The organism is Natronomonas halophila (assembly GCF_013391085.1).
In the GTDB taxonomy this organism is placed as follows: Archaea; Halobacteriota; Halobacteria; order Halobacteriales; family Haloarculaceae; genus Natronomonas; species Natronomonas halophila.
The window spans coordinates 3,012,659-3,034,872 of sequence record NZ_CP058334.1; the positions used below are offsets into that span (position 1 = coordinate 3,012,659).

At 65.3% G+C, this 22,214-nt stretch carries 21 protein-coding genes and 1 tRNA gene; 11 read left to right on the forward strand and 11 right to left on the reverse strand.

Annotated elements, in window-relative coordinates; genetic code table 11:
* Positions 1–86: 86 nt before the first annotated feature.
* The 5 genes from HWV23_RS15950 to HWV23_RS15970 all read right to left on the reverse strand — a co-directional run bounded on the left by HWV23_RS15950 (position 87) and on the right by HWV23_RS15970 (position 9,739).
* Entirely contained in the window at positions 87–2,948 is a 2,862-nt protein-coding gene (locus HWV23_RS15950; protein WP_178291371.1) for a UvrD-helicase domain-containing protein, read from the reverse strand.
* Positions 2,941–5,526, reverse strand: a complete 2,586-nt coding sequence (locus HWV23_RS15955; RefSeq protein ID WP_178291372.1) for a PD-(D/E)XK nuclease family protein — start codon at positions 5,524–5,526, stop codon at positions 2,941–2,943. The genes HWV23_RS15950 and HWV23_RS15955 overlap by 8 nt, the downstream gene beginning before the upstream one ends.
* A gap of 65 nt (positions 5,527–5,591) precedes the next feature.
* On the reverse strand, positions 5,592–5,876 hold the full coding sequence (locus HWV23_RS15960; RefSeq protein ID WP_178291373.1) for a hypothetical protein: 285 nt from the start codon (positions 5,874–5,876) through the stop codon (positions 5,592–5,594).
* A gap of 172 nt (positions 5,877–6,048) precedes the next feature.
* A complete protein-coding gene (locus HWV23_RS15965) occupies positions 6,049–8,088 on the reverse strand; it encodes a type II secretion system F family protein (protein WP_178291374.1) in 2,040 nt (679 codons plus the stop codon).
* The gene (locus HWV23_RS15970; RefSeq protein WP_178291375.1) at positions 8,081–9,739 is read right to left on the reverse strand and encodes a type II/IV secretion system ATPase subunit; all 1,659 of its coding nucleotides are present in this window, start codon (positions 9,737–9,739) and stop codon (positions 8,081–8,083) included. Before HWV23_RS15970 ends, HWV23_RS15965 begins: the two co-directional genes overlap by 8 nt.
* Before the next feature lie 141 nt (positions 9,740–9,880).
* On the opposite strand from HWV23_RS15970, the gene HWV23_RS15975 reads away from it, so the two are divergent.
* Complete coding sequence (locus HWV23_RS15975; RefSeq protein ID WP_178291376.1) at positions 9,881–10,564, forward strand: NUMOD3 domain-containing DNA-binding protein; 684 nt, start codon at positions 9,881–9,883, stop codon at positions 10,562–10,564.
* A gap of 53 nt (positions 10,565–10,617) precedes the next feature.
* A tRNA-Glu gene (locus tag HWV23_RS15980) sits at positions 10,618–10,692 on the forward strand.
* 111 nt (positions 10,693–10,803) lie between these two features.
* On the opposite strand, the gene HWV23_RS15985 is transcribed toward HWV23_RS15980, so the two are convergent.
* Entirely contained in the window at positions 10,804–11,403 is a 600-nt protein-coding gene (locus HWV23_RS15985) for a protein sorting system archaetidylserine decarboxylase (protein ID WP_178291377.1), read from the reverse strand.
* A 116-nt stretch (positions 11,404–11,519) separates the two neighbouring features.
* Here HWV23_RS15985 and HWV23_RS15990 point away from each other — a divergent pair, with 116 nt between their 5' ends.
* The 7 genes from HWV23_RS15990 (at position 11,520) to thiM (ending at position 17,327) form a co-directional block, all read left to right on the forward strand.
* Entirely contained in the window at positions 11,520–11,903 is a 384-nt protein-coding gene (locus tag HWV23_RS15990) for an Hsp20/alpha crystallin family protein (RefSeq protein ID WP_178291378.1), read from the forward strand.
* Between the two features lie 240 nt (positions 11,904–12,143).
* On the forward strand, positions 12,144–14,099 hold the full coding sequence (locus HWV23_RS15995; protein WP_178291379.1) for an AMP-dependent synthetase/ligase: 1,956 nt from the start codon (positions 12,144–12,146) through the stop codon (positions 14,097–14,099).
* A 231-nt stretch (positions 14,100–14,330) separates the two neighbouring features.
* Positions 14,331–14,888, forward strand: coding sequence for a serine O-acetyltransferase (gene cysE / locus HWV23_RS16000; protein WP_178291696.1), 558 nt, complete (start codon positions 14,331–14,333; stop codon positions 14,886–14,888).
* A gap of 30 nt (positions 14,889–14,918) precedes the next feature.
* Positions 14,919–15,524 carry a DNA-3-methyladenine glycosylase family protein gene (locus tag HWV23_RS16005; RefSeq protein ID WP_178291380.1) on the forward strand — a complete coding sequence of 202 codons (606 nt, stop codon included), beginning with the start codon at positions 14,919–14,921 and terminating at the stop codon, positions 15,522–15,524.
* A 78-nt stretch (positions 15,525–15,602) separates the two neighbouring features.
* Positions 15,603–15,806, forward strand: a complete 204-nt coding sequence (locus HWV23_RS16010) for a XapX domain-containing protein (RefSeq protein ID WP_178291381.1) — start codon at positions 15,603–15,605, stop codon at positions 15,804–15,806.
* 41 nt (positions 15,807–15,847) lie between these two features.
* Entirely contained in the window at positions 15,848–16,501 is a 654-nt protein-coding gene (gene thiE, locus HWV23_RS16015) for a thiamine phosphate synthase (RefSeq protein ID WP_178291382.1), read from the forward strand.
* Positions 16,494–17,327 (forward strand): hydroxyethylthiazole kinase, encoded by an 834-nt coding sequence (gene thiM, locus HWV23_RS16020; protein ID WP_178291383.1) that lies wholly within the window; start codon positions 16,494–16,496, stop codon positions 17,325–17,327. The genes thiE and thiM overlap by 8 nt, the downstream gene beginning before the upstream one ends.
* Positions 17,328–17,514: 187 nt before the next feature.
* Here thiM and HWV23_RS16025 read toward each other — a convergent pair whose 3' ends face one another.
* Together HWV23_RS16025 and HWV23_RS16030 are read right to left on the reverse strand one after the other, a co-directional pair.
* The gene (locus HWV23_RS16025) at positions 17,515–17,913 is read right to left on the reverse strand and encodes an OsmC family protein (RefSeq protein WP_178291384.1); all 399 of its coding nucleotides are present in this window, start codon (positions 17,911–17,913) and stop codon (positions 17,515–17,517) included.
* Positions 17,914–17,972: 59 nt separating this feature from the next.
* Positions 17,973–18,698 carry a metal-dependent hydrolase gene (locus HWV23_RS16030; protein ID WP_178291385.1) on the reverse strand — a complete coding sequence of 242 codons (726 nt, stop codon included), beginning with the start codon at positions 18,696–18,698 and terminating at the stop codon, positions 17,973–17,975.
* Between the two features lie 114 nt (positions 18,699–18,812).
* Here HWV23_RS16030 and HWV23_RS16035 point away from each other — a divergent pair, with 114 nt between their 5' ends.
* Positions 18,813–19,238: a GNAT family N-acetyltransferase gene (locus tag HWV23_RS16035; protein ID WP_178291386.1), complete on the forward strand. Its 426-nt coding sequence runs from the start codon at positions 18,813–18,815 to the stop codon at positions 19,236–19,238.
* Here HWV23_RS16035 and HWV23_RS16040 read toward each other — a convergent pair.
* Complete coding sequence (locus HWV23_RS16040; RefSeq protein WP_178291387.1) at positions 19,235–19,672, reverse strand: universal stress protein; 438 nt, start codon at positions 19,670–19,672, stop codon at positions 19,235–19,237. The two genes, HWV23_RS16035 and HWV23_RS16040, sit on opposite strands and share 4 nt — an antisense overlap.
* 70 nt (positions 19,673–19,742) lie before the next feature.
* Between HWV23_RS16040 and HWV23_RS16045 the strand changes: the two genes are divergently transcribed.
* Complete coding sequence (locus HWV23_RS16045; protein ID WP_178291388.1) at positions 19,743–20,642, forward strand: amino acid kinase family protein; 900 nt, start codon at positions 19,743–19,745, stop codon at positions 20,640–20,642.
* Here the strand turns inward: HWV23_RS16045 and HWV23_RS16050 are convergent.
* Entirely contained in the window at positions 20,639–21,955 is a 1,317-nt protein-coding gene (locus HWV23_RS16050) for a GTPase (RefSeq protein WP_178291389.1), read from the reverse strand. The genes HWV23_RS16045 and HWV23_RS16050 overlap by 4 nt on opposite strands.
* Positions 21,956–22,029: 74 nt before the next feature.
* Positions 22,030–22,209: a DUF7836 family putative zinc-binding protein gene (locus tag HWV23_RS16055; protein WP_178291390.1), complete on the reverse strand. Its 180-nt coding sequence runs from the start codon at positions 22,207–22,209 to the stop codon at positions 22,030–22,032.
* Positions 22,210–22,214 lie beyond the last annotated feature (5 nt).

The following is a 22,214-nucleotide window of genomic DNA, read 5'->3' on the forward strand; positions in this document are numbered from 1 at the left end:
GAATGTTCATCGTGCCCGATGGTTGCAGGCAAGTGGGTTAGCCCTTCAGCCGTCTATCCTCGCGTTTTTAAGAGTCGGTCCGGCCGTCAGGTCTCGCGGTCCCGGAGTAAATCGACGAGTTCGTCGAGCGAATGTGGGTCGATGCGCTGGCGCTCGCCGGTCGCCGTATAGAAGATGGACGCCGACACCGGTCGGCCGTCGGCCCACGCGTCGGCGACGTGGTAGTAGACGCTCAACTGCTTGCGGTACTCGGCTTCGGCGTGGCGGCCCCGGTCGGTCTTGAAGTCGATGACGTCGATGCCGTCGGGGTGGTCGACGAGGAGGTCGACGATACCCGTTATCGCGACCGACCGGCCGTCGACGTCGAGCGGGAGATGGACGTCCTCCTCGGGGCGTAATTCGCCGTCGAGCGAGTCGAGCAAGTCGACGATTGCGCGTTCGTCGTCGTTGGCTGGCCGAACGTCATCGCCGAGGGCGTACCGTTCGGCGAACTCGTGGACGCGACTACCGAAGTCGGTGCCGCGGCCGTCCTCGACGCCCTCGAAGACGGCCTCGGACATGAACGAGTGCGGCGAGTAGCCGACCGGGCCGTCGGGTTCGGGTATCGTGACCGACAGCCGTTCGCCGCCGGTGTCGTCGGGGGCGTGTGGCTGGAGGTCCGGCGTGGCCTCTTCGATTGTGACCGGTAGCTCTTCGAGGAACGTGTTCGGGTCGCTGGCCGTGAAGAGGACGTGCTGTTCGGCCCGTGTGATGGCGACATAGAGCAGGCGGCGTTCCTCGTCGGCGTCGTCCGGCAGGCAGTAGCGGAGCACGTCCCATCGCCAGTTGTCGTAGACGTGTGGGCGGGCGTGGTTGTCGTCGAAGACGTCGCATTGCCGGAGGCCGATTTCCTCGTTGTAGGTGATGACGCCGGAGCCGCCGCCCGAGGGCGGGAAGCGGTAGTCGTTCATGTTCGCGAGGATGACAATGGGGTATTCCAGCCCCTTCGCGGCGTGAATCGTCTGGACGGTCACCGAATCGGTGCCGGCCGGTGCCGACACCTCGTGTGTGCCGCCGGTTTCGATGTTCGTCTCGATAAAGCGGATGAGGTCGCCGCGGGTCATCGTCGTCGCATCGTAGACCGATTGGACCGTCGTGAGGATGGCATCCGCGACGGCCCCATTATGGCCGTAACGCTCGAAGACCCGTCGGGCGATAGTGCTGACCGACTCCAGCGAATCGAGGTCGGCAGCGAACGCCCGCATATGGGTCGGATACGTCTCGGTGTCCAGCAGATGCTGAATCTCATCGAGCGTGTAGCCGGCGTCTTCGAGGACGAAGGCCCACCCTCGTTCGCGGTCCTCCAGCACTCGGAGCCAGCCCAGCAGCCGCTTTGCGGCGTCCGTTCGGAACAGTTCGACGCCGCCCTCGTAGGCGACCGGGAAGTCGTATTCCTCGGCGGTCGCCAACAGTTCGCGGCCGAAATCACGGGTGCGGGTGAGGACGGCGATATCGCCGAACGTCGGCGCGCGCACCTCGCCGTCGTCCTCGATGGCGTAGGCGTTGTTGCCGACGATATCGGCGATTTTCGAGAGGACGAGTTCCTCCTCGTCGTCGTGCTGGTAGGCTTCGATGAGCGTGTTCCGAAAGTCGCGATTCGAGGACAGCGACACGATACGGTCGTCTATGGCCTCCGTATCGACCGATTCGCGACTGCTGGCGGGAACGGAGAGGGCGTGCTCGGAGAAGTCCAGTACGTCCTGTGTCGACCGGTAGTTCTCGGTGAGGTCGATGTTCTCGATATCCTCGAGTGGGATGTCAACCCGCGTTTCGTCGCCGTTGAGTTCCTCGGTAAAGCCATCGAGACGCTCTTCGAACTCGGTGATGTTCCGCACGTCGGCGTACTGGAACGAGTAGATGCTCTGTTTCCAGTCGCCGACCACACAGATGTTCGGCGTATCCGCGAGCAGCAGCGCGATTTTGAACTGGATTTCGCTGGTGTCCTGAAACTCGTCTATCATCGTGTACTCGAAGGCCAACTCCTCACGGACCGAGGCGTCCTCACACAGCAGGACGAACGCGAACAGTTGCAGGAAGCCGAACGTGAGGTAGTTCCGCGCGAGGGCGAACTCCAGATACTCGAAGTAGAGGTCGTGAACGAACGAAAAGAGTTCCTCGCGGTCCTCCTCGTAGGCCCGGTCGCCTGTCGTCTCGGGGACGGCCTTGGTCCCACGCTCGCCCCGGAGGTCGGCTTTGGCCGGCGCCTCGGGCAAGTAGGTACTCGACTTCCCGTAGCCGTTGAGTTTCTTCCGAAGGCGGGACTGCTTGCTCCCGCCGTTGCGCGGTTCGTTGACGTCGTCGAAGGCCTCGCGGAACGCCTCGCGGTCGCCCTCCAGTTTCTCGCGGCCGTCCCGATACCAGCCGTCGGCGGTCGGGAAGACGCCGCGCGCAGCGAGGTTGTTGATGAGGTCCAGCAGGGTGCCGTCGTCGGTGGCGACCCGCAGCAGGTCGTGGTGTTCGGGGTGGCGGTCGCTGAAGGCGCTGCGGAACTCCCGGAAGAGTTCGGCCTCGACGACGTCGTCGTCGACCACGCGCGTCGACCCCGTAATCCGGTCGTCGATGCCGAGATGCGTCGGCGCGTCGGTACCGTAGGCCTCCAGAATTCGGTGACAGAGGCTATGGAAGGTACCGATAGGCGCGTCGGCGAAGGCGCTGGCGCCGTAGTCGCTGTAGGCGACGATGCGGTCCTTCATCTCGCCGGCGGCGTTGTTCGTGAACGTGAGCAGGAGGATGTCGTCGGGGTCGACGCCCGCCGAATCGACGATATTGGCGTACCGTCTGGTGATGGTGAACGTCTTGCCGGTGCCGGCGCCGGCGTCGACGAGGTAGAGGCCGTCGGTGCTGTCGATGAGGCGTTGCTGTGCCGGGTTCGGGGACGGGTCGTCGGAGGGTGTAGTGTCGTCAGTCATCGTTGAGGAGCAAATCGCGGTGGTTCAGATAGCGTTCGTTCGCCTCCTCGCCGAGGCCGTCGACGGGGAACCGTTCGCCCGTCGCGAGGCGGTCGTTCAACTCCGTCAGGCGCTCGTCGAGGAAGGCCTCGAAGGCATCGAGGTCCGATTCGAAGTAGTTGCGCTCACGGAGTCCAGCGAGCGCGCGAATCGCCTGGTCACAGCCTTTCTCGACGTCGGCGTCGATATCGGGCGGGACGGCCGCCTCGACGGCCGCCACCAGCGCATCGGCGTATTCGGAATCCCGTATCTCGTCCCGGTCAGCGTCCGGGAAGCCAAGGTCCCCCATAACCGTCGCATAGGTCTCGTAGCCGAGCGCCTCGAAGGTCCCGCGGCAGTCCGAGTAGCCGTCGCACAACTCGTCGTAGGCGGAGCCGCTGGCGACGAAGTCGGCGAACGGTTCGGGGTAGTAGCGAACGGTCGTCAGCAGGTCGGCGGGGTCGGCATCCCCGGTGATGACGTCGTCCAGGTTCTCGAGGAAGTGGACGAACGTAAAGGAGAGTCGCTCGCCGGGGCGTTGGCGGCGCTGGTAGGTGAGATACAGCAGTGCCTGATAGTCCGGGGTGTCCGTCGGCTCCTCGATGGCGGAGTTCTTGACGACCGCACGGCGGCTCTTCTTCGAGCCGGTTTTGTAGTCGACGAGATGCGTCGGTGACTGGACGTAGTCGATGAGGCCCTTCGTGCCGAGGTCCGCGTCCTCGAACCACTGCTCGGTGACGGGCGATTCGATATCGAGGCCGAGATAGTCGGCCACGAAGTTGGTTCCCCAGCCCGTCGAGGCGTCGATATCGGTCGCCTCGGGCGGATGGAAATCGATGAACTCGGCGATGTTCCGCAGGCCGATTTCGAAGCGAGTTCGGCGCGTCTCATCCTCGACCGGGCGGACGTACGGCGAGAGTTCGTCGACCATCTCCGCGGCGAGTTCGTCGATGGTCGCCTCGTCGATTCGGTTGCCGTGTTCGACGTAACACTCCGCGAAGTCGTGGAAGAGGTTGCCCTCCCGGAAGTAGTCGCGGTCCGGGGAGTCGACTACCTGGTCGAAGAAGTAGTCCCGCGGGGAGTTGACGTAGCTGTTGAGCGACGACTGGCTCAGCGTCTCGTGGCTCGTCGTCCCCACGTCTTCGGCGACCGGCTCGTGGGCGAAGCCGTCGCCCATCGACTGGTCCGGGCGGCGATGGCGAACCGACGGGAGGTCGCTGAACCGCTCGTAGTCGGATTCCAGCAGGTCCTCGAAGTAGAGACACGGCGTTACGGGGTTGCCGCCTGCGGTGTCTTGGACGAGGTAGTGACGCTCGGTGCCGCTCTGTAGCAGGAACTCGAAGCGGTCGCGGTTCCGCTCGTAGGCGTCGTCGGAATCGACCCACGGCCGTTCGGGCGACCCCCGGACCCACCCGTCGTCGAGGCCGAGGAAGAAGACGACGGGCCGGTCGACGAAACCCGCGGCCGTCGCATCGGCCAGAAGCACGCCCTCGTTGTCCCTGTCGATGGGCACTTCGTAGCTGTCGAGATAGAAGGCCACGTCGTCGACGATGTCGGCAGTCAGCGGTTCGTCGTGGACGTCGAGTTCGCGCAACTCCTCGCGGAACCGGGCCAGCGACGTCCCGACGGCGGCCTCGTATTCGGAGAGCGCCTCGCCGAAGGTTTTCGAGTCGGCCGTCGCGACGAACGTCTGAATCCACTCGACGGCCGGGTCCTCCAGCGCGGTCACACGCTTGCGGTCGTGTTCGATGCTCGGGTCCGCCCCGAGACGGTTGAGAACCGGCCGGACGTCGGCGACGCGGATATCCGACCCCGCGAACGCGATTCGAAGCAGGCGGAGCAGCGCCCGCACGTCGGTATCGTCGGTGAATCCGGGGCCGCCGTAAAACGGGATTTCGGCCGATTCCAGCGCGGATTCAAGCAGCGTCGAATACTCGCTGCCGGCGTCGAGGACGACGGCCACGTCGTCGGCCGTCTCGGCATTGATGGCATCCACGAGGGCGTCGACGATAGCCGTTGGCGACTCGAAGACCCGGAACGGCGGGTGCTCGAAGGCCTCATCGGTGAAGGGGTCGATACGGTCGTAGTCGGCCGGCAGTATCGACCGTTCGAGCGGCGTGAACTGCGGTTCGGCAACGACGGCGACGTCGATGCCCGGGTCGATGGCGTACTCTGTCAGCCGTTTTGAGGTAGTATCGAGCGCGCGAACCGATTCGAGGATATCCCGGACTTCGGGCGTATCGAAGCGGTCGTATTCGAGAATCGCGCCCGGGCGGGCCTCGTACTCCCACGACTGGATGACGTCACCGATGGTGCGGGCGGTCCGTTTCCACGAGTAGTCGCTGTCCTCGATGACGTCGAGGAAGGCGGTTCGGTCCTCGGCGGGTTCCCGGCGGCCGGTCGCGAGTCGGCGTGGCGTCACCGCGAACGTGCCGAGATGGGGGCGGTCGAGACGGCGGTTGATGGCGTCGGCCAGCGGCGCGTCGGGCACGAGAACGAGGTCGTGGTCGGCGACCGCGTCGTACAGACGGCCGATGGGTTTCGTCCGGCGGAGAGACACGGCCGGAACTCTGCCGGCGGGAGTAAAACGGTTCGGGGTCCCGTCGCTGCGGCCGCCGTCGGGGGCTACGGTTTGCTACTCTCGACGATTTCGTAGCCCTTCGCGCCGACGTAGCCGACCGCAACGAGCGTACCGAGCAGCGCGGCGAGGCCGAGAAGCCACCGAGGAACCCCGACCCCGGCAACCCAACCGATATGGTCGGACGGCGTCGACGTGGCCACGGTTTCGGTGGCGGCGCTTGCGGTCGGCACGAACGCGACGTAAAAAGCCGTGAAACCGACCAGACTGACGATTAGCGGACCAATACCGAGAAACCGATTCGTGGACATCTGCTGCTGTTCTTGTGCCATTTGCTCCCCACCCCTGGGGCGTATCTGTTTTCGGGGAACGACCACGACAAGGGTTCTGCCGGCATTGAACGGCGTTTTATAGGTTCCCGTAGAACGTCGGTTGATTCCTGTGACCGAGCGGCTATTCGGGACGAATAGCCCCAGAGCACGAACCGGCCTCGGAGCCACAGTATCAGAGCGCGAGGACGAACACGAGCGTGCTGGCCGCGACCAGCCCGATGGCGTATTTGACGCCGCTTGCGAGGCGGCCGTCGATGAGTTTTCCGAGCAGCAGGCCGTTGAGGCCGGCCTGAATCAGCACCGAATGGAAGAACAGCCGACGGTAGATGTCGCCCGATATCGGGGCTAGCTCCAGCCGCGAACCGACGAAGAGGGTTCCGGAGGTTCCCTGCTCGGAGATATCCGCGACGACCGGCAGGAAGTACGCGTCGAAGAAGACCACGATACCGAGGTAGACGGCGATGCCGATGACGACGACGAGGGCGTAGGGATGGACGTAGCGGCGGCGTTCGGCCCGGAGTTCGTTGCGGGTTCGCAGGTTGTCGGCGACGATTTCGAGAACCGGCGCGAGGTGGTTCGTCGTGCGGAGGCTCTCGGTCACCAGCCGCGTCGACCGACGGATTTCGGGGACTGCGATGCGGTCTGCGAACCGTTCGAAGGCCGCAACCGCGTCGTGTTGCCAGTCGATATCGCGCCGGACGCGGTCGAGTTCCGACGCGAGTTCGCCCGTCGTTCGCGTCGTCACCAGTTCCAGCGACTCGCTTATCGGCAGGCCGTTCTCGTTGCCTTCGGCGAGTATCTCCAGAGCCGTCGGGAACCGCTCGCGGACGCGGCGTTCGTGGCGACGTTTCCGCTCGTAGAAGTACGCGAACGGCGTCGCGGCCATGACAAAGGGCACCGCGGCGAGTGCGGTGCTCTCGGCGACGGGTCTTGGAACGGACAGCGGGTCGACGAGATACAGGCCGACGCCGACCATGGCCGCAAGGGGGACCGAGGCGAAAAGCACCGCAGCTGGCCGCTTGCGGAGCGAAGTCCGTGGCCGGTCGCGGAGCCGGTCCCAGAGGGTCTCGCGGTGCTGTGACTCGTAGGTCGCGATGCGGTCGTCTTCGAACGATTCTCCGGAAGTGCGGAGGGCTTCGACGAGCGCCCGTAACTCGCCGTCGCCCTGCTCCTGTCGGCGGGGTTCGCTGATATGCGAGGCCCAGGCGCCGACGGACAGCACCGCCAGCGGGATGCCGACGTAGACGAGCACCTCCAGCGGCAGGAGGACGCCCGGCCACAGCAGGCCGGCGACCATCAGGATGACCAGCAGGAAGATGGGGCCGGCGAAGACGACGGTGACGTACACCTCCGCGAGCGTCTGGAGGTCCTCCAGCAGGCGTTCGTGCTTCGTCTCGGCCAACTCGCGATAGCGGTCCGCTTCGCTTTCGAGGAACTGGTCGACGTCACCGCCCGTCTCCAGCACGCTCACGAGTTCGTCGAGGAAGGTCCGCGTCATCTCGCCGGGCATGGTCTTCTGGGCCGCGGCTATCGCCTCGAAGAGGTCACGGTCGAACCAGCGCACGTCGTCGATGACGTCGTGGAAGGTGCGTGCGGCCGCACCGTAGACGTCCGCCGAATCGCCGAGGCGGTCCATCGATTGGTAGAGGTCCAGCCCGCCGTGGGAGAGCGCATAGAGGAAGACCACCGTCTGCGGCAGGAGGAAGTCCGTCTTACGTGCGCGCCTGCGTGCTCGAAGGACGGGCGCATAGCGGCGGACTCCCCACGTGGCAGCGCCGCCGACGATACCGCCGAGAAGCGCCCCGGCAGGAACGCCGAGCAGCAGCGACCAGCCGAGAAAATAGCCGCCGGCGAGCGCCACGAGCGTGCCGAGCAAGAGTCCGACGGCGGCACCACCAACTGCCAATCTGAGGCTTCGCGCGAGATACTCGTCGACGGGCACGCGGGTCCGCGAGGCCCGAAGCGCGTCGTCGAGGTCCTCGTAGTCGCCCGCGCGGTAGCGGAACCAGCCGACAATCGGTCCGTAGGTTTCCCGCAGCGTCGCCTCGTCGGTTTCGGGATGGCGCTCGATAGCTCCGAACCGGTAGGCCTCGGGATTGCCGTCGTCAAGCGCCGCCTGCGCGTAGGGATGGCCCGGATCGGCCTCTTCGACGGTCACCCCCGTCTCGCTGCCCACCTCAGGCCGCCCCCCGTCGTCGCCCTCGTCAGTCATCCTCGGCCACCGCGATTCGGTCGGTGCCGCTCGGGAGGCCGTCGGTCCGTTCGAGCGCTCGCTCGGGGTCTCGACCGAACAGGAACAGGAGGTCCGTCACCGATTCGTAGCCCGTGATGCCGTGGCCGACCATGTGGCCCAGCACCTCCTGTCGGCGCTTCAGTTCCGTCCGGAGGCGCTCGTCGCTCCAGCCCTGCCGGCCGGCTACCTCCCGTAAGAGCCGCGAGGGGGCGGTCTGGTCGAACGCCCGTGATTCGGCGTCGTAGGCGAACACCTCGTCCAGTTCCGGCCGCGTCCGCTCCGGTTCAGCGGGTTCGTGAACCTCGGTTATCGACCGGGCCTTCCGCGCCCGCTCGCCGTCGATTTCCATCATCTGCTGGAGCGCGATGACGTCGATATCGGAAACGAGTTCGTCGGGAATCGACAGCGGGTCGTTCCGGAGGCGGCGAAGCGTATCCCGCGGCGAGTCGGCATGGAAGGTCGTAAAGCCCGCGTGACCGGTGCCCATCGCCTGAAAGAAGGTGAAGACGACGTCGGGGTCGGTCCGAATCTCGCCGACGATGACGTGGGTCGGCCGCTGGTGGAGCGCCTCCGAGAGCAGTTCGTAGGTGTCGACACCCGGCCGCTCGGCGGCAACGTCGGACTCGCGGGTGACGTTCGAAATCCAGTTGTCGTGCGGCAGACTCACCTCGCGGGTCTCCTCGATGGAGACGATTTTCGCATCGGGCGGGACGAAAAGCGAACAGGCGTTCATCGAGGTGGTCTTGCCCGATGCGGTCGGCCCGACGAACATCACCGAGCAGTTGTGCTCGATTGCGAGCCACAGGTAGGCCATCTGCTCGACGCTGAAGGTGCCGTACTCGACCAGTTCCGGCGGCGTGAACGGCTCCTCGCGGAACTTCCGGATGGTGAGGTTCGAGCCGTGGGTGGCGACGTCCGTCCCCAGAGTCACCTGCACGCGGGAGCCGTCGGGCAACGTCGTCGTCAGCAGTGGTTTCGACGCCGAGAGGTGCCGGCCGGCCCGCTGGGCCATGCGCACGGCAAGGGAATCGAGGCGTTCGTCGCCCCAGGTCCGGTTCGTGCCGATATTGCCGTAGTCGCGATGGTAGATGTAGGCCGGCCGGTCGCTGCCCCCGACGTGGAGGTCCTCGATGCCCGGGTCCTGCATGAACGGGTCGACGACGCCGAACCCGAGGAAGTCCCGCCGCAGGTAGTAGGCGACCTTCTGGCGGACGCCGGGGTCGACGTGTCGCAGTTCGTCGGCGACGAACTCGTCGAGCAGGCCGTCGCTCGACCGGTCGGCCTGCTCGCGGTCGAGGCCGGCATCGAGCAGTCGCGTCCGCACCCGGTCGGCCGCATCCCGCCGGACGTGGGCCTCGAAGTCGTCGAGGGACGGTTCGGTCAGATGGTAGCGGAGTTCCCGATTCGCCGGGTCACGGAACACCGCGACGTGGGCGAACGGTTCGTTGACCCAGTAGCCATCCCGAAACTCCCAGTCGTCCGGCCACGAGAAATCGAAGAACGACGACTCCAGAAACGACCGGTCCGGAGCGCCGAGCGCGGCGTCGGTTTCGAGCGCCGCCGTAACGTCGTCGAGGACGGACGCCTGTTCGTCGCCGTGCGACTCCGTGCCGACAGTGTCGCCCGCCATCAATCGTCCCTGACGAACGGTCGGATGGCTGAAAAGTATATGGGGCACTCGTTGGACGGACGGTTCGAGGGCCGCATCGCCCGATTTACGTTCACTATGCGTGGCTGTGTTTTTATACTATCACGCGTGAGCCCCGACGTAATGCCGCCCCGGTACAGACGCGAGGCGTGGCTGCGCGAACAGTACCACGAGCGGGGACGGACACAGCAGGAGATGGCCGACGCCTGCGACGTCTCACCGCGGACGATACGCGAGTGGATGAACCGACACGGCATCGAGACGCGTGACCTGGAGGGCGAGGACCATCCCCTGTACGGCAAAGAGCGGGCCGAGGACGTCAAAGAGCGGATCTCCGAGACGCTGGCGGGTCGGGAATTCGACGAGGAGACGCGAGCGAAGATGTCCGACGCACATTCCGGCAAAGATCTTTCCGAAGAGCAAAAACGACGAATATCAGCAGCGCTTCGAAACCACGAAAAATCCGAGACGACGCGCCAGCGGATGAGTGAATCCCGGTTGGGTGAAGACAACCCGCGGTGGAAAGGAGGACATAGTCGGAACTACGGCCCGGGTTGGACGGCAGCACGAGAAGCCGTGCGGAACCGCGATGAAGTCTGCCGAAATTGTGGCGCAGACCGCTCGAGTTCTATCCTTGAGGTTCATCATATCATCCCCGTTCGGGAGTTTCAGCAATCGGACGAGATTCCGACAGAAGAGGCACACGACGAGCGAAACCTCGTACTGCTCTGCCGGAACTGTCATGTCGAAGCCCACCACGGCACGCTATCGTTCACCACGGAAATATCGCATCCGGCGGACCGATAGCCTCGGTCGAGAAAGACAGTTTTATAACTCCTCCAACCTGAACATCTGATGTCGCTCGCTTGGTGTAGCCCGGCCAATCATATTGGCCTTTCGAGCCAATGACAGGGGTTCAAATCCCCTAGCGAGCATTCTAAGGCAGTCTCAGTTTCCATAGTCGAGTGTCTCGTCAGTGCTCTGTGGTCTACTCAATTTGAAGCCATCACCTACTTTTTCGGGTGATATAGATTACTGCAAATCGCTTACGCAACCAGCACGGTCTCGCCCGCCCGAACACGCTGGTTCGAGCCGACGCGAACGTCCTCGGTGTCGTATTCGGGCGGCAGGAGGACGTCGACGCGCGAACCGAAGGAGATGTGGCCGAGGCGGTCGCCGCGGTCGAGTTCGTCGCCCGCCTCGACGTAGGGGTGGATGCGACGGGCGACGGCGCCGGCGATAAGCGTCAGTTCGTACTCGCCGCAGTCGATAGTGACGCGTTCGTTGCGGTCCGATTCCTTGGTGAACGCCGGGAGGTGTTTGCCGGGGGTGTGTTCGACCGAGTGGACGGTCGCCGCCGCGGGCGCGCGGTTGACGTGGACGTCGGTGACGTTCATGAAGACGCCGACGCGGACGCGGTCGCCTTCCTCGCGGATGACCGAGACGCGGCCGTCGGCGGGAGCGACGACGCCGGATGGCGGCGGCGAGCGGTCAGGGTCGCGGTGGAACCACAGTGCGCCGAGGCCGGCCAGCAGACAGGCGAGGCCTGCGGGTGGGGCGAGGACGGCGAGCGGCACAGCCAGCGCCAGCGGGTATTTGGCGTATTGCCACGCGCCGGGCGCGAGGGCAGGAAGCGTCGGGAGCACGACTGGAGGATACGGCGCGGGTCCCAAGGCGGTTTCGCTGCTCGGTCGGCTTCGGGTGTTAGCATATGATATGTCGGCTTTATCTCCGCAGAGCGCCTCTCTACTGTTGAATCGCAATGACGCGAACGACCCCCTTCGACGAGATGGACCGCCTGTTCGAGCGTATGCGCCGCTCCATGCTGGGCGGCAACTGGATGGCTGGCGACGCGAACCTCCGGATGGAGACGACCGACGACGGTTATCTCGTCCACGCCGACCTGCCGGGGTTCGAACGCGAGGACCTCGACCTCCGATTCGAGGACGGGGTGTTGACCATCGACGCCGCCCACGAGGCGACCGATGAGGGTCATGCCCGCTCGCGCCGAATGCACGAGTCCGTCCGCGTGCCCTGCGACGTTATCGTCGAGGAAATCGACGCCGACTATCACAACGGCGTTCTCGAAATCCGTATCCCGACGGATGACGCGCCCGAGGACGGACACCGAATCGACGTGAACTAGCCGCCGTCGCTCGGCTATCTGATACTGATGCGGATGTGATGGCCGCCGAAACCCCTGCCGCTCGACGGCGCTACTTCGGCCGCTGTTTTTTTAAATCGTTAACCTGTTTTCGATAGTTTCTGTGCAGCGTACGACGTGAGTCCTTTCTTTTCGAACAATACTGGCCGAGAGCGGCCTATTCGGCCGGTCCGAAGGGCTTGCATTAATATGGGTGGCAGGATACCCATCAGATAGTAAGTCATGAGTAGCAATAACGCGGCCTGGTTGCAGGCAGAGGCGGAATACGAGGACGAGGTGATCGGGGAGAACACCATCCCCAGACTCTTCGAGGAGAGCGCCTCCCGGCACGCCAGTCGGGAAGCCCAGTGGTACAAGGGCGGTATCTACGAGCGCTCGCTGGCGGGCGACGTCGTCCCCGTGGCACCGGCCGACCAGTACGCGGCGCTGACCTACGCGGAGATGCAGGACATCGTCCGGAACCTCGCCGCCGGATTCCGTGACCTCGGCGTCGAGGCCGATACCCGCGTCGGCATCTTCGCCAACACCCGGATGGAGTGGGCGCAATCGGACTTCGGTATCCTCACCGCTGGCGGCGTCGTCACGACCGTCTACACCGAATCCTCGCCCGACCAGGTCCAGTACCTGCTCGATGACCCGAACGCCGAGGGCGTCGTCGTCGAGAACGCGGAACTCCTCGAACGCGTCCTCGAAGTCGAGGACGAACTCGACCTCGGCTTCATCGTCGTCATCGACGAGTTCGACGGCTACGAGGACCGCGAGGATGTCCTCTCGCTGGCCGACCTCTATCACCGCGGCGAGGAGGCCTTCGAACTCGACGAGTACGAATCGTGGCTCGCCGAGCGCGACCTCGATGACCTCGCGTCGCTCATCTACACCTCGGGGACGACGGGCAAGCCGAAAGGCGTCAAACTCACTCACGGCAACTTCCGGTCGAACATCAACGGCATCCGCAAGCGGTTCGGCCCCCGTCCGGACAAGGACCCCGAACTGGACACGCTCGACGAGACGTCACGGTCGCTTTCCTTCCTGCCGCTGGCCCACGTCTTCGAGCGGATTTCGGGCCACTTCCTGATGTTCGGCTCCGGTGCGACGGTCGCCTACGCCGAATCGACCGACACCGTCGCCGACGATATCCAGACCGTCCAGCCGACGACCGCTGCCTCGGTGCCCCGCGTTTACGAGCGCATCTACGATAGCCTCCGCGACGAGGCGCCCGAAGCCATCTTCGAGCGTGCGGTGCCCGTCGCCCGCGAGTGGGCGACCACCGAGAACCCCGGCCTCGGCCTCAAACTCAAATACAAGATATTCGACACGCTCGTCTACTCGAACGTCCGCGAGAAGATGGGCGGCAATATCGAGTTCTTCGTCAGCGGCGGCGGGTCGCTGTCGAAGCGCCTCGCCCAACTCTTCGACGGGATGGGGATTCCCATCCTCGAAGGCTACGGCCTGACCGAGACTTCCCCCGTCGTCTCGGTGAACCCGCCGGAGGACTCCCGTGCCGGCACCCTCGGCCCGCCGCTCGCGAACGTCGACGTTCGCGTCGACGATTCGGTCGTCTCAGAGGACCGCCGGGCGGAAGCCGACGGCGACATCGGCGAACTTCACGTTCAGGGCCCGAACGTCACCGAAGGCTACTGGGAACGTCCCGGCGCGACCGAGGAAGCGTTCACAGAGGACGGCTGGTTCCGCACCGGCGACATCATCGAGTTGACCGACGACGGCTATCTCATCTACCACGACCGACTCAAGCAACTCATCGTGCTGGACACGGGCAAGAACATCGCCCCCCAGCCCATCGAAGACGAGTTCGCCACCTCCGAGCGCATCGAGCAGGCGATGGTCATCGGCGACAACCAGAAGTTCATCGCCGCGCTGTTCGTCCCCAACCTCGAACACCTCGAAAAGTGGGCCGACAAGGAGGGCATCGACCTGCCCGACGGCCCCGAGGCCATCTGCGACCACGAGGACGTCCGCGCCTACATCGAAGAGGAGGTCGAGGCGGTCAACAAGACCCTCGCGAAATCGGAGAAAATCAAGGAGTTCCGGCTGGTGCCCGTCGAGTGGACCGCCGACAACGACCTGCTGACGCCGTCGATGAAAATCAAGCGCCGCAACGTCATCGACGAGTTCGAAGCGCAGGTCCACGACATCTACGGCGAGGACTACAACGCCTGACCGACTGAACGGCCACCTGACCGACACCTTTTATATCTCGCTTGCCACAGTATCCGGTATACGATGGCGCACAGCCACGCCGCATTCACGGTTCGTCCCGCCCGCCGACCAGTCTCGGCTGCGGCGTGCTGCTGTTGCTGCTGACTTCTCCGTTCCGTCGTTGCTACCAGTAACGCCGGTTTCGCTTCGCTCGCGTTCCGACCGCATCCGCCACCGACTCCCATCGATATGATATTCGACCGACTCAGAGAAGACGTCCGCACCGCCCTCGCAAAGGACCCAGCAGCAACCAGCGCCATCACCGTCGCGCTCCTGTATCCCGGCCTGCACGCCGTCTGGGGCTACCGCATCGCCCACCTCCTGTGGGAGCGCGGCTTCGAGTTCACCGCCCGTGCGCTCTCGCAGTTCGTCCGCCTACTGACTGGCGTCGAAATCCATCCCGCCGCCAACATCGGCCGTCGGTTCTTCATCGACCACGGCGCCGCCGTCGTCGTCGGCGAGACGGCCGACATCGGCGACGACGTGCTGATGTACCACGGCGTCACGCTGGGCGGCGATTCGATGCGCCGCGAGAAACGCCACCCGACCCTCGAAGACGGCGTCACCGTCGGCGCGAACTCGACGCTCATCGGCGATATCGTCGTCGGCGAGAACGCCACCGTCGGCGCCGGCAGCGTCGTCGTCGAAGACGTCGCGCCCGAAACGACCGTTGCCGGGTCGCCCGCCGAACCCGTCGAAGGTACCGGCGCCGACCGCGCGACCTCCGAGGACGCCCTCGAGTGCGAGTAAGCTTTTAGCATCGAGCGCCTGCCTTCCGACGTGATTTCGCCGCACGAGACCCTGCGTGAGGACAGCTATCTCGGCCCGCTCGTCGAGCACCACGGCCACCTCGAACTTGACCCCGCCGACGACATGTTCGAGCGTCTGGTCGTCTCCATCCTCCGCCAGCAGGTGTCGATGGCCTCGGCCGCGGCGACCCGCGAACGCCTCTACGATGCCGTCGAGGTAACGCCCGAGGGTATCCTCGCGGCCGACCCCGAGACGCTCCGGGACGTTGGATTGTCCCGACAGAAGACGGGCTACGTTCGCAACGTCGCCGAGGCGTTCCGCGACGACTACAGCAAGGCCTACTTCGAGGAGTTGGACGACGAGGCGGTCGTCGACGAACTGACGGAAATCAAGGGTGTCGGCGACTGGACGGCCCGTATGCAGTTGCTCTTCTCGCTGGGCCGGCCCGACGTCTTCCCGGTCGGCGACCTCGGGATTCGCAAGGGCATGCGGAACCTCTTCGACGAGGACCTGACGCGGGCGGAGATGGTCGAGGAGGCCGAGCGATGGGCTCCCTACCGGAGCTATGCGAGTCTCTATCTGTGGCGCGTCGAGGAGGACATCGCCGATTCGGTCGCGGAAGTCGTCGGCGAGTAGCCACAGCGAGCGACAGGCGGCGAGTACCGGCCCCTGAGTAGCCGGAAACGACTTGAGGTCGCCGGGCGCGCGTTCGATATGGTCGATGCAAGCCTCGTTATCGCACTTTTGGCCCTGCTGACTGGGTTCATTACCGGCGCCGTCTTCTCCTTTGCCGGCGTCCCAATCCCGGCGCCGCCCTCGATTGCGGGCGTACTCGGCATCGTCGGCATCTACATCGGCTACAAGGCCATCGACTATCTCGGGTGGGGGTACAACCTCATCGAGGCACTCGGCCTGTAGCGAACGGAAGACCGATACGGGACGGTGTTCTACCGGGTTGTATGACCGACGAATTCGGCGTGTATCTGGTGACCGACGAGGGCCTTTCAGCGGGTCGCTCGACGGTCGAAATCGTCGAGGCCGCCATCCGTGGCGGCATCGATGTCGTCCAGTTGCGCGAAAAATCCGCCAGCGCGACCGACCGTTACGAACTCGGACGGAAACTCCGCGAACTGACCCGCGAGGCCGACGTTCCGCTCATCGTCAACGACCGCGTCGACCTCGCAGTCGCGCTCGATGCCGACGGCGTCCATCTCGGCGACGACGACCTGCCCGTCTCGGTCGCCCGCGAGCAGTTGGGCGAGGAGGCCATCATCGGCCGGTCGGTCTCGACGCCCGAGGCCGCCCGACGGGCCGAAGCGGCCGGCGCGGATTACCTCGGTGTCGGCGCCGTCTTCGCGACGGAGTCGAAAGGCGACGTGCCGCCCGAGGAGATGGGTATCGGCCTCGACCGGATTCGCGCGGTTCGAGAGGCGACGGACCTGCCGTTCGTCGGCATCGGCGGTGTGACGCCCGAAAACGCCGCGGACGTGGTTCAGGCGGGTGCCGACGGTGTTGCCGTCATCTCGGCGATTACGGGTGCCGACGACCCCGAAGCCGCGACTCAGGAACTCCACGATGCGGTCCGAGGGCGAGGGGTATCGGCTGATGTCTGAGGTCGATATCGACCTCTCGGCGGCGCTGGCGTCTGTCGAACAGGCCGGCCCGCTGGTCAACTCCGTGACGAACAACGTGACGGTCAACGACGTTGCCAACGTCACCCTGCACTGGGGCGGCCTGCCGGTCATGTCCGACGACGAACGGGAAGTCGGCGAGATGGTCTCGACCGCACAGGCCTGTCTGCTCAACATGGGCACGGTCGACGAGGCCGGCGAGCGGGCGATGATGGCAGCCGGCGATGCTGCCAACGAAAGCGACGTTCCCCTCGTCGTCGACCCGGTTGGCGTCGGCGCCACGTCGGTGCGGGACGGCGTCGCCGGACGGCTCGTCTCCGACCTCGACGTGACAGTCCTGAAAGGCAATTACGCCGAAATCACGGCACTCGTCGGAGAGGATGCGGAGGTCCGCGGTGTCGAATCGGTCGGCGAATACTCCGATATCGCCGAAACTGCCGTCGCCTGCGCTCGGGAACACGATACCGTCGTGGTCGCCTCCGGCGAGACGGACGTCGTTGCCACCGACGAAGCCGCCTACGAGGTGTCGGTCGGCCACCCGCTGATGGGACAGGTCGTCGGCACCGGCTGTATGCTCGGGGTCACCCTCGCGACGTTCGGCGGCGGCCTCGGCGTCGACCGGCCGCTCGAAATCGCGCTCGCGGGCACCGCCTGCTTCGGCCTCGCCGGCGAACGCGCAGCGGATGAGGGCGAATACAACGGCCCTGCGAGTTACAAAACGGCGTTCCTCGATACGGTCGCCAACATGGGTGCGGCGAACGCCCCCGTTGCCGACGAGCGTATTGAGCGGGTGCTTTCGGTGGAGTAAGGGCTGACTGTTTTAAAATCGAGAGATTGCATCCGCCGAGTGGGGCGCTTGAAAAGCGCCCCCGAGGCGGTTCACCGCGCGACCGCAGGGAGCGCGGGACCAAGGCCCGACCGCAGGGAGGGCCGCCGTGTCTTTTTCATCGAAGTTTTTGCCGGCGCGCGAAGCGCGCCGTGCAAAAAGTTCGTGGTTAGAAAGCGCCCGTCGTCACGTCGACGTCGGCGTAGAGGCTCTCCTTCAGCGAATCGTGGACGTGGCAGATGTCCTCGCCGAGTTCGAGAACGTCGTCTACCTCGTCGTCGCTGAGGTCGGCCTCGATTTGCATGTGGAAGCGAATCGCGGTGAGGTCGTCATCGTCGTTGATGTCGGCCTCGGCTTCGGTTTCGACCTTGCCGAGGTCGATGTCGAGTTCGTTCGAGGCGCCGGCACGGCAGGCGAACGTAAAGCAGGAGGCGTAGTCGGCGACGAGAACCTGATTGGGGCTGGGGCCTTCCTGCTCGGTTGCGTCGATGCTGAGTTCGAAATCGCCGGCACGGCTCAGCGCGTGATACTTCTCTTCGTTGACGGTGGTGGTGTTTATATCAGCCATAACAATCGAACGGTCGCACGGCACGCATAAAAAGGTGGGTCGCTTGCGGTCGGCTCCTGTCAGCCGTCCAGCGTGAACGTCTCTTCGCCTTTGAGGATGACTGCCTCGGCCTCGGTGCCGGTGGCCTTCAGTTCGCGTTCGAAGTCGGCGGTGTCGATTTCGATGGGCGGGAAGGTGTCGTAGTGCATCGGGGCGGCGTAGTCGACGCCGAGCCAGTCGGCGGCGATGGCGGCCTGTGTCGGCCCCATCGTGAAGTGGTCGCCGGCCGGCAGCGCGGCGAAGTCGGGCTCGAGGAACGGCCCGATGACGTCGCGCATCTCGGTCAGTAGGCTGGTGTCACCGGCGTGGTAGAAGGCGGTGTTGTCGCGGTCGGCTTCCTGCGTGGGCTTCTTTTCGCTGATGACGAAACCGCCCGGGACGCCGGCGGAGGCGCCGTAATCGGTCTCGATGCCGTTGGTGTGGGCCGCCTGTGTCATCGTCACCCACGCGTCGCCGCACTCGACGGTGCCACCGATGTTCATCCCTATCCCCCCGACGGCGTCGTAGTCGCCGAAGTTGTCCTCGACATAGGAGACCAGTTCCGGCACCGCGACGAGGCCAGCACCCTCGTAGCGGTCGACGTCGCCGATGTGGTCGGCGTGGCCGTGCGTGAGGAGGACGTAGTCGGGGTCCAGTTCCTCGGGGTCGGTGTCGGTCTTCGGGTTGTCGAAGAACGGGTCGATGAGTAGGTCGGTATCTTCGAGGCTCACATGCCACGTCGAATGACCGTACCAGGTAAGGTCCATAGCGGGTACAACTACTCAAGAATCACTAATAAGCGTACGTGACGCTATTTGTTCAAATACTGACACACCGTATCGATTCGAGGGAGTTAGGGCAGTCGACGCGCTCGGTCCGGTATGGACGTTCGGCGCGTCGACAGCGAGGCGGAGATGGCGGATGCCCTTACGGTTCGCCGTGAGGTGTTCATCGAAGAGCAGGGCGTCCCGGAGGACCTCGAAATCGACGGCAAGGACGAGGAAGCGATTCATTTCGTCGCCTACAGCGGGGGCGATGCCGTGGGTGCGGCCCGGCTCCGCGAGCACGACGAGGCGGCGGCGAAAGTCGAACGCGTGGCCGTCGTCGAGGACGAGCGGGAGACGGGACTGGGTCGGGCCATCATGGATACCGTCGAGGACGCCGCGCGAGCGGAGGGCTACGAGAGCGTTCTGCTCCACGCACAGGCGCCGGTTATCGGCTTCTACGAGACGTTGGGCTACGAAATCACGAGCGATGAGTTCGAAGAGGCGGGCATCCCCCATCGGGAGATGCGGAAGTCCCTCTAGCGGACCAGCGTGACGGTAGTGCCGGCCTTGCGGGAGACCTCGTCGGCGACGCTGCCGAGGGTCGCATCGGCGTAGCCACCGTGGCCGTGGCTCCCCAGAACAAGACGGTCGACGTCCTCTTCCTGCGCGTAGGAGAGAACGACGTCCGCAGGGTCGCCTTCCTCGATTTCCGTTTCGAGGGGGACGCCCGGGTCGCGCTCGCGTGCCTCCTCACAGACCGCTTCGGCCTGCTCTTGTGCCTGTTCCCACCAGTCGTCGCTGGCGCCCGGATAGTTCGCGGGCGCGTCCGTCGGCAGGTCCTCGGGGGCGACGTAACTCGGGTCCGTCGGGTCGATGACGGTGAGGGCGGTTACTTCGGTCGGGTCGCTATCGAAGGCCGCTTCGAGCGCGCGAAACGACGCCTCCGACCCGTCTATCGGCACGAGTACGTGCATACGCGGCGGTTCACATGGTAGCTACTTGACAGTAGGGGCCTTTTAGGGGCGGGCGGCCGATATCGTCAGTGTGACACGACTCGTCGTCGCGGTCGGTGGGAACGCCTTGGCCGCCGACGGTAGCTTCGACGCACAGCGCCGGACGGTCGCGGAGACGGCCGAATCGCTCGCCGCTGCCGTCGACGCTGAGGACGCCCTGGTCCTCACCCACGGCAACGGCCCGCAGGTCGGCAACAAACTGCTGGAAGTCGCGGCCGCCGACACCCCGGACCGCCCGCTGGACGTCCTCGTCGCGGAGACACAGGCGAGTCTCGGTAGTCTACTCGGCCGGGCGCTGGATGCTCGCCTCGACCGCCCGGTCTCGACGCTCGTGACACGAGCGGTCGTCGACCCCGAGAGTTCGGCCTTCGCGAACCCGACCAAACCCATCGGCCCGTGGTACACCGAGGAAGAAGCCGCCGACAAACCCTTCGAGACGAAAGACGTCGGCGAGGGCGAACGGTCGTATCGACGAGTCGTCCCCTCGCCCGAACCGACCGCCGTGCCCGAAACCGGGGCAGTCGATGCTCTGCTCGAAGCCGGCGAGGCCGTCATCTGCGGCGGTGGTGGCGGGATACCGGTCGCCCCCGAGGACGACGGCTCCGAGAGCATCGAGGCAGTCATCGACAAGGACTACACCGCGAGTATCGTCGCCGACGCCATCGATGCCGACCGCCTCGTCTTTCTGACGGACGTGGACTACGCCTATCTGAACTACGGGACCGACGACCAGCAGGCCCTCGAATCGGTGACGCCGGGTGAGGTCCGGGGGTATCTCGATGCGGACGAGTTCGGCGAGGGGTCGATGGGGCCGAAGATGGCGGCCTGTGCTCGCTTTGCCGAAGAGGGTGGCGAAGCCGTCATCGCGAGCATCGACGACCCCGCGGCCGCCCTGCACGGAAAGACGGGCACGACGGTCCGACTCGATTAGAACAGTTCGTCCTCGTAGGTATCGAGGAAGGTACCGAAATCGCCGTGGTGGAATTCCACGCGGTAGCGCGTGCGGACGATGGGTGGCTCCACGTCGATGACCGACCCGAGGTCGTGGGGTGTGCCGGCGATCACGCAGTCGGCATCGACGTTCGCGATGGTCGCTTCGAGGTCGGCAACCTGCTCGTCGGAGTAGCCGACCGCAGGCAGGAGGTTTTCGAGGTGTGGATAGTTCGCCAGCGTGTCGGCGACGGTGCCGACCGCGTGTGGACGGGGGTCGGCCAACTCCGTGGCGCCGTACTTCCGAGCGGCGATGGTCCCGGCCCCGTAGTCGGCATCGCCGTGGGTGAGCGTGGGGCCGTCCTCGACGACCAGCACACGCGCACCCCCGATGCGGTCGGGGTCGTCGACGGTCACGACCGAATCGGCGTGCCAGTAGTCGGCGTCGGTGTGCTCGCGGACGGTTCCCTCGACCTGCTGGATAGCCTCATCGTCGGCGCTGTTTTCCTTGTTCGAGACGACGACGTCGGCGCGCCGGAGGTTGGTCTCGCCCGGGTGATACCCCGTCGTGTCGTCCGGCCGGAGCGGGTCCACCAAGACGACGTGGATGTCCGGTTCGGCGAAGGCGAGTTCGTTGTTGCCGCCGTCCCAGATGACCACGTCGGCCTCGCCGGCAGCGTCGAAGACGTCGGCGTAGTCGACGCCCGCGTAGACGACGTGGCCGCGCTCGATGTGCTGTTCGAACTCCTCGCGCTCCTCGATGGTGACATCGGCGAGGTCCTCGCGGGTGGCAAAGCGCTGGACGCGGCGCTCCGCGAGGTCGCCGTAGGGCATCGGCTCCCGGACGACGGCGACGTCGTAGCCCCGGTCGTCGAGTTCGTCTGCAAGCCCGCGGGCGACCTGTGATTTCCCGCACCCCGTGCGGACGGCATTGACCGCGAGGACGGGCACGTCGACGGCGAGTTGTACCGAGTCGGGGCCGAGAATCCGGAAGTCGGCGCCCGCCGCTTCCGCGCGGGAGGCCAACTCCATCACGTGCTCGAAGGAGACGTCCGAGTAGGAGAAGACCGCTTGGTCGACGTCGTGTTCGCGAATCAGGTCTTCGAGGTCAGCCTCGGGTTCGATGGGGATGCCGTCGGGGTAGCCCTCGCCGGCCAGCGACGGCGGATAGCGCTCGTTCGTGGCTTCGAGTTCGCCGAGGTTCTGGCCCGGCGCCTGAGTGAAGGCGACCACGTCGACGTCCTCGCGGCCGCGAAAGACGGTGTTGAAATCGTGGTAGTCGCGGCCGGCCGCACCGAGGATGAGTACGCGCATTGCTATCGGTGTCGGCGCGCTCTCGCAAAAAGGTCAGGCGTTGACTTTCTTGGGGCTATGCTCGGAAGCGGACCCTACTCCGCGGCGTCGCGGATGACTTCAAGGTCCGTGTTCGTCCGGGCGTACTCCGAGAGGGGATGTCGCGCCTCGCAGTCCGGACAGTCGAACGATTCGCCGGGGTCCGGAAGCTCCGAGGGTGTCGCCTCCCAGTGCTTCTCACAGTCGGGACAGACCAGTTCGACAAACGCCTCCATACGAG

What these genes read in the sequence shown, in the direction of transcription:
- HWV23_RS15995 (WP_178291379.1), top strand. Translation starts at nt 12,144, where the DNA reads ATGAGTAGCAATAACGCGGCCTGGTTGCAGGCAGAGGCGGAATACGAG.
- HWV23_RS16050 (WP_178291389.1), bottom strand. Translation starts at nt 21,955, where the DNA reads ATGCGCGTACTCATCCTCGGTGCGGCCGGCCGCGACTACCACGATTTC.
- HWV23_RS15975 (WP_178291376.1), top strand. Translation starts at nt 9,881, where the DNA reads ATGCCGCCCCGGTACAGACGCGAGGCGTGGCTGCGCGAACAGTACCAC.
- thiM (WP_178291383.1), top strand. Translation starts at nt 16,494, where the DNA reads ATGTCTGAGGTCGATATCGACCTCTCGGCGGCGCTGGCGTCTGTCGAA.
- HWV23_RS15990 (WP_178291378.1), top strand. Translation starts at nt 11,520, where the DNA reads ATGACGCGAACGACCCCCTTCGACGAGATGGACCGCCTGTTCGAGCGT.
- HWV23_RS15950 (WP_178291371.1), bottom strand. Translation starts at nt 2,948, where the DNA reads ATGACTGACGACACTACACCCTCCGACGACCCGTCCCCGAACCCGGCA.
- HWV23_RS16035 (WP_178291386.1), top strand. Translation starts at nt 18,813, where the DNA reads ATGGACGTTCGGCGCGTCGACAGCGAGGCGGAGATGGCGGATGCCCTT.
- thiE (WP_178291382.1), top strand. Translation starts at nt 15,848, where the DNA reads ATGACCGACGAATTCGGCGTGTATCTGGTGACCGACGAGGGCCTTTCA.
- HWV23_RS16030 (WP_178291385.1), bottom strand. Translation starts at nt 18,698, where the DNA reads ATGGACCTTACCTGGTACGGTCATTCGACGTGGCATGTGAGCCTCGAA.
- HWV23_RS16040 (WP_178291387.1), bottom strand. Translation starts at nt 19,672, where the DNA reads ATGCACGTACTCGTGCCGATAGACGGGTCGGAGGCGTCGTTTCGCGCG.
- HWV23_RS16010 (WP_178291381.1), top strand. Translation starts at nt 15,603, where the DNA reads ATGGTCGATGCAAGCCTCGTTATCGCACTTTTGGCCCTGCTGACTGGG.
- HWV23_RS15960 (WP_178291373.1), bottom strand. Translation starts at nt 5,876, where the DNA reads ATGGCACAAGAACAGCAGCAGATGTCCACGAATCGGTTTCTCGGTATT.
- HWV23_RS15965 (WP_178291374.1), bottom strand. Translation starts at nt 8,088, where the DNA reads ATGACTGACGAGGGCGACGACGGGGGGCGGCCTGAGGTGGGCAGCGAG.
- HWV23_RS16055 (WP_178291390.1), bottom strand. Translation starts at nt 22,209, where the DNA reads ATGGAGGCGTTTGTCGAACTGGTCTGTCCCGACTGTGAGAAGCACTGG.
- HWV23_RS16025 (WP_178291384.1), bottom strand. Translation starts at nt 17,913, where the DNA reads ATGGCTGATATAAACACCACCACCGTCAACGAAGAGAAGTATCACGCG.
- HWV23_RS15970 (WP_178291375.1), bottom strand. Translation starts at nt 9,739, where the DNA reads ATGGCGGGCGACACTGTCGGCACGGAGTCGCACGGCGACGAACAGGCG.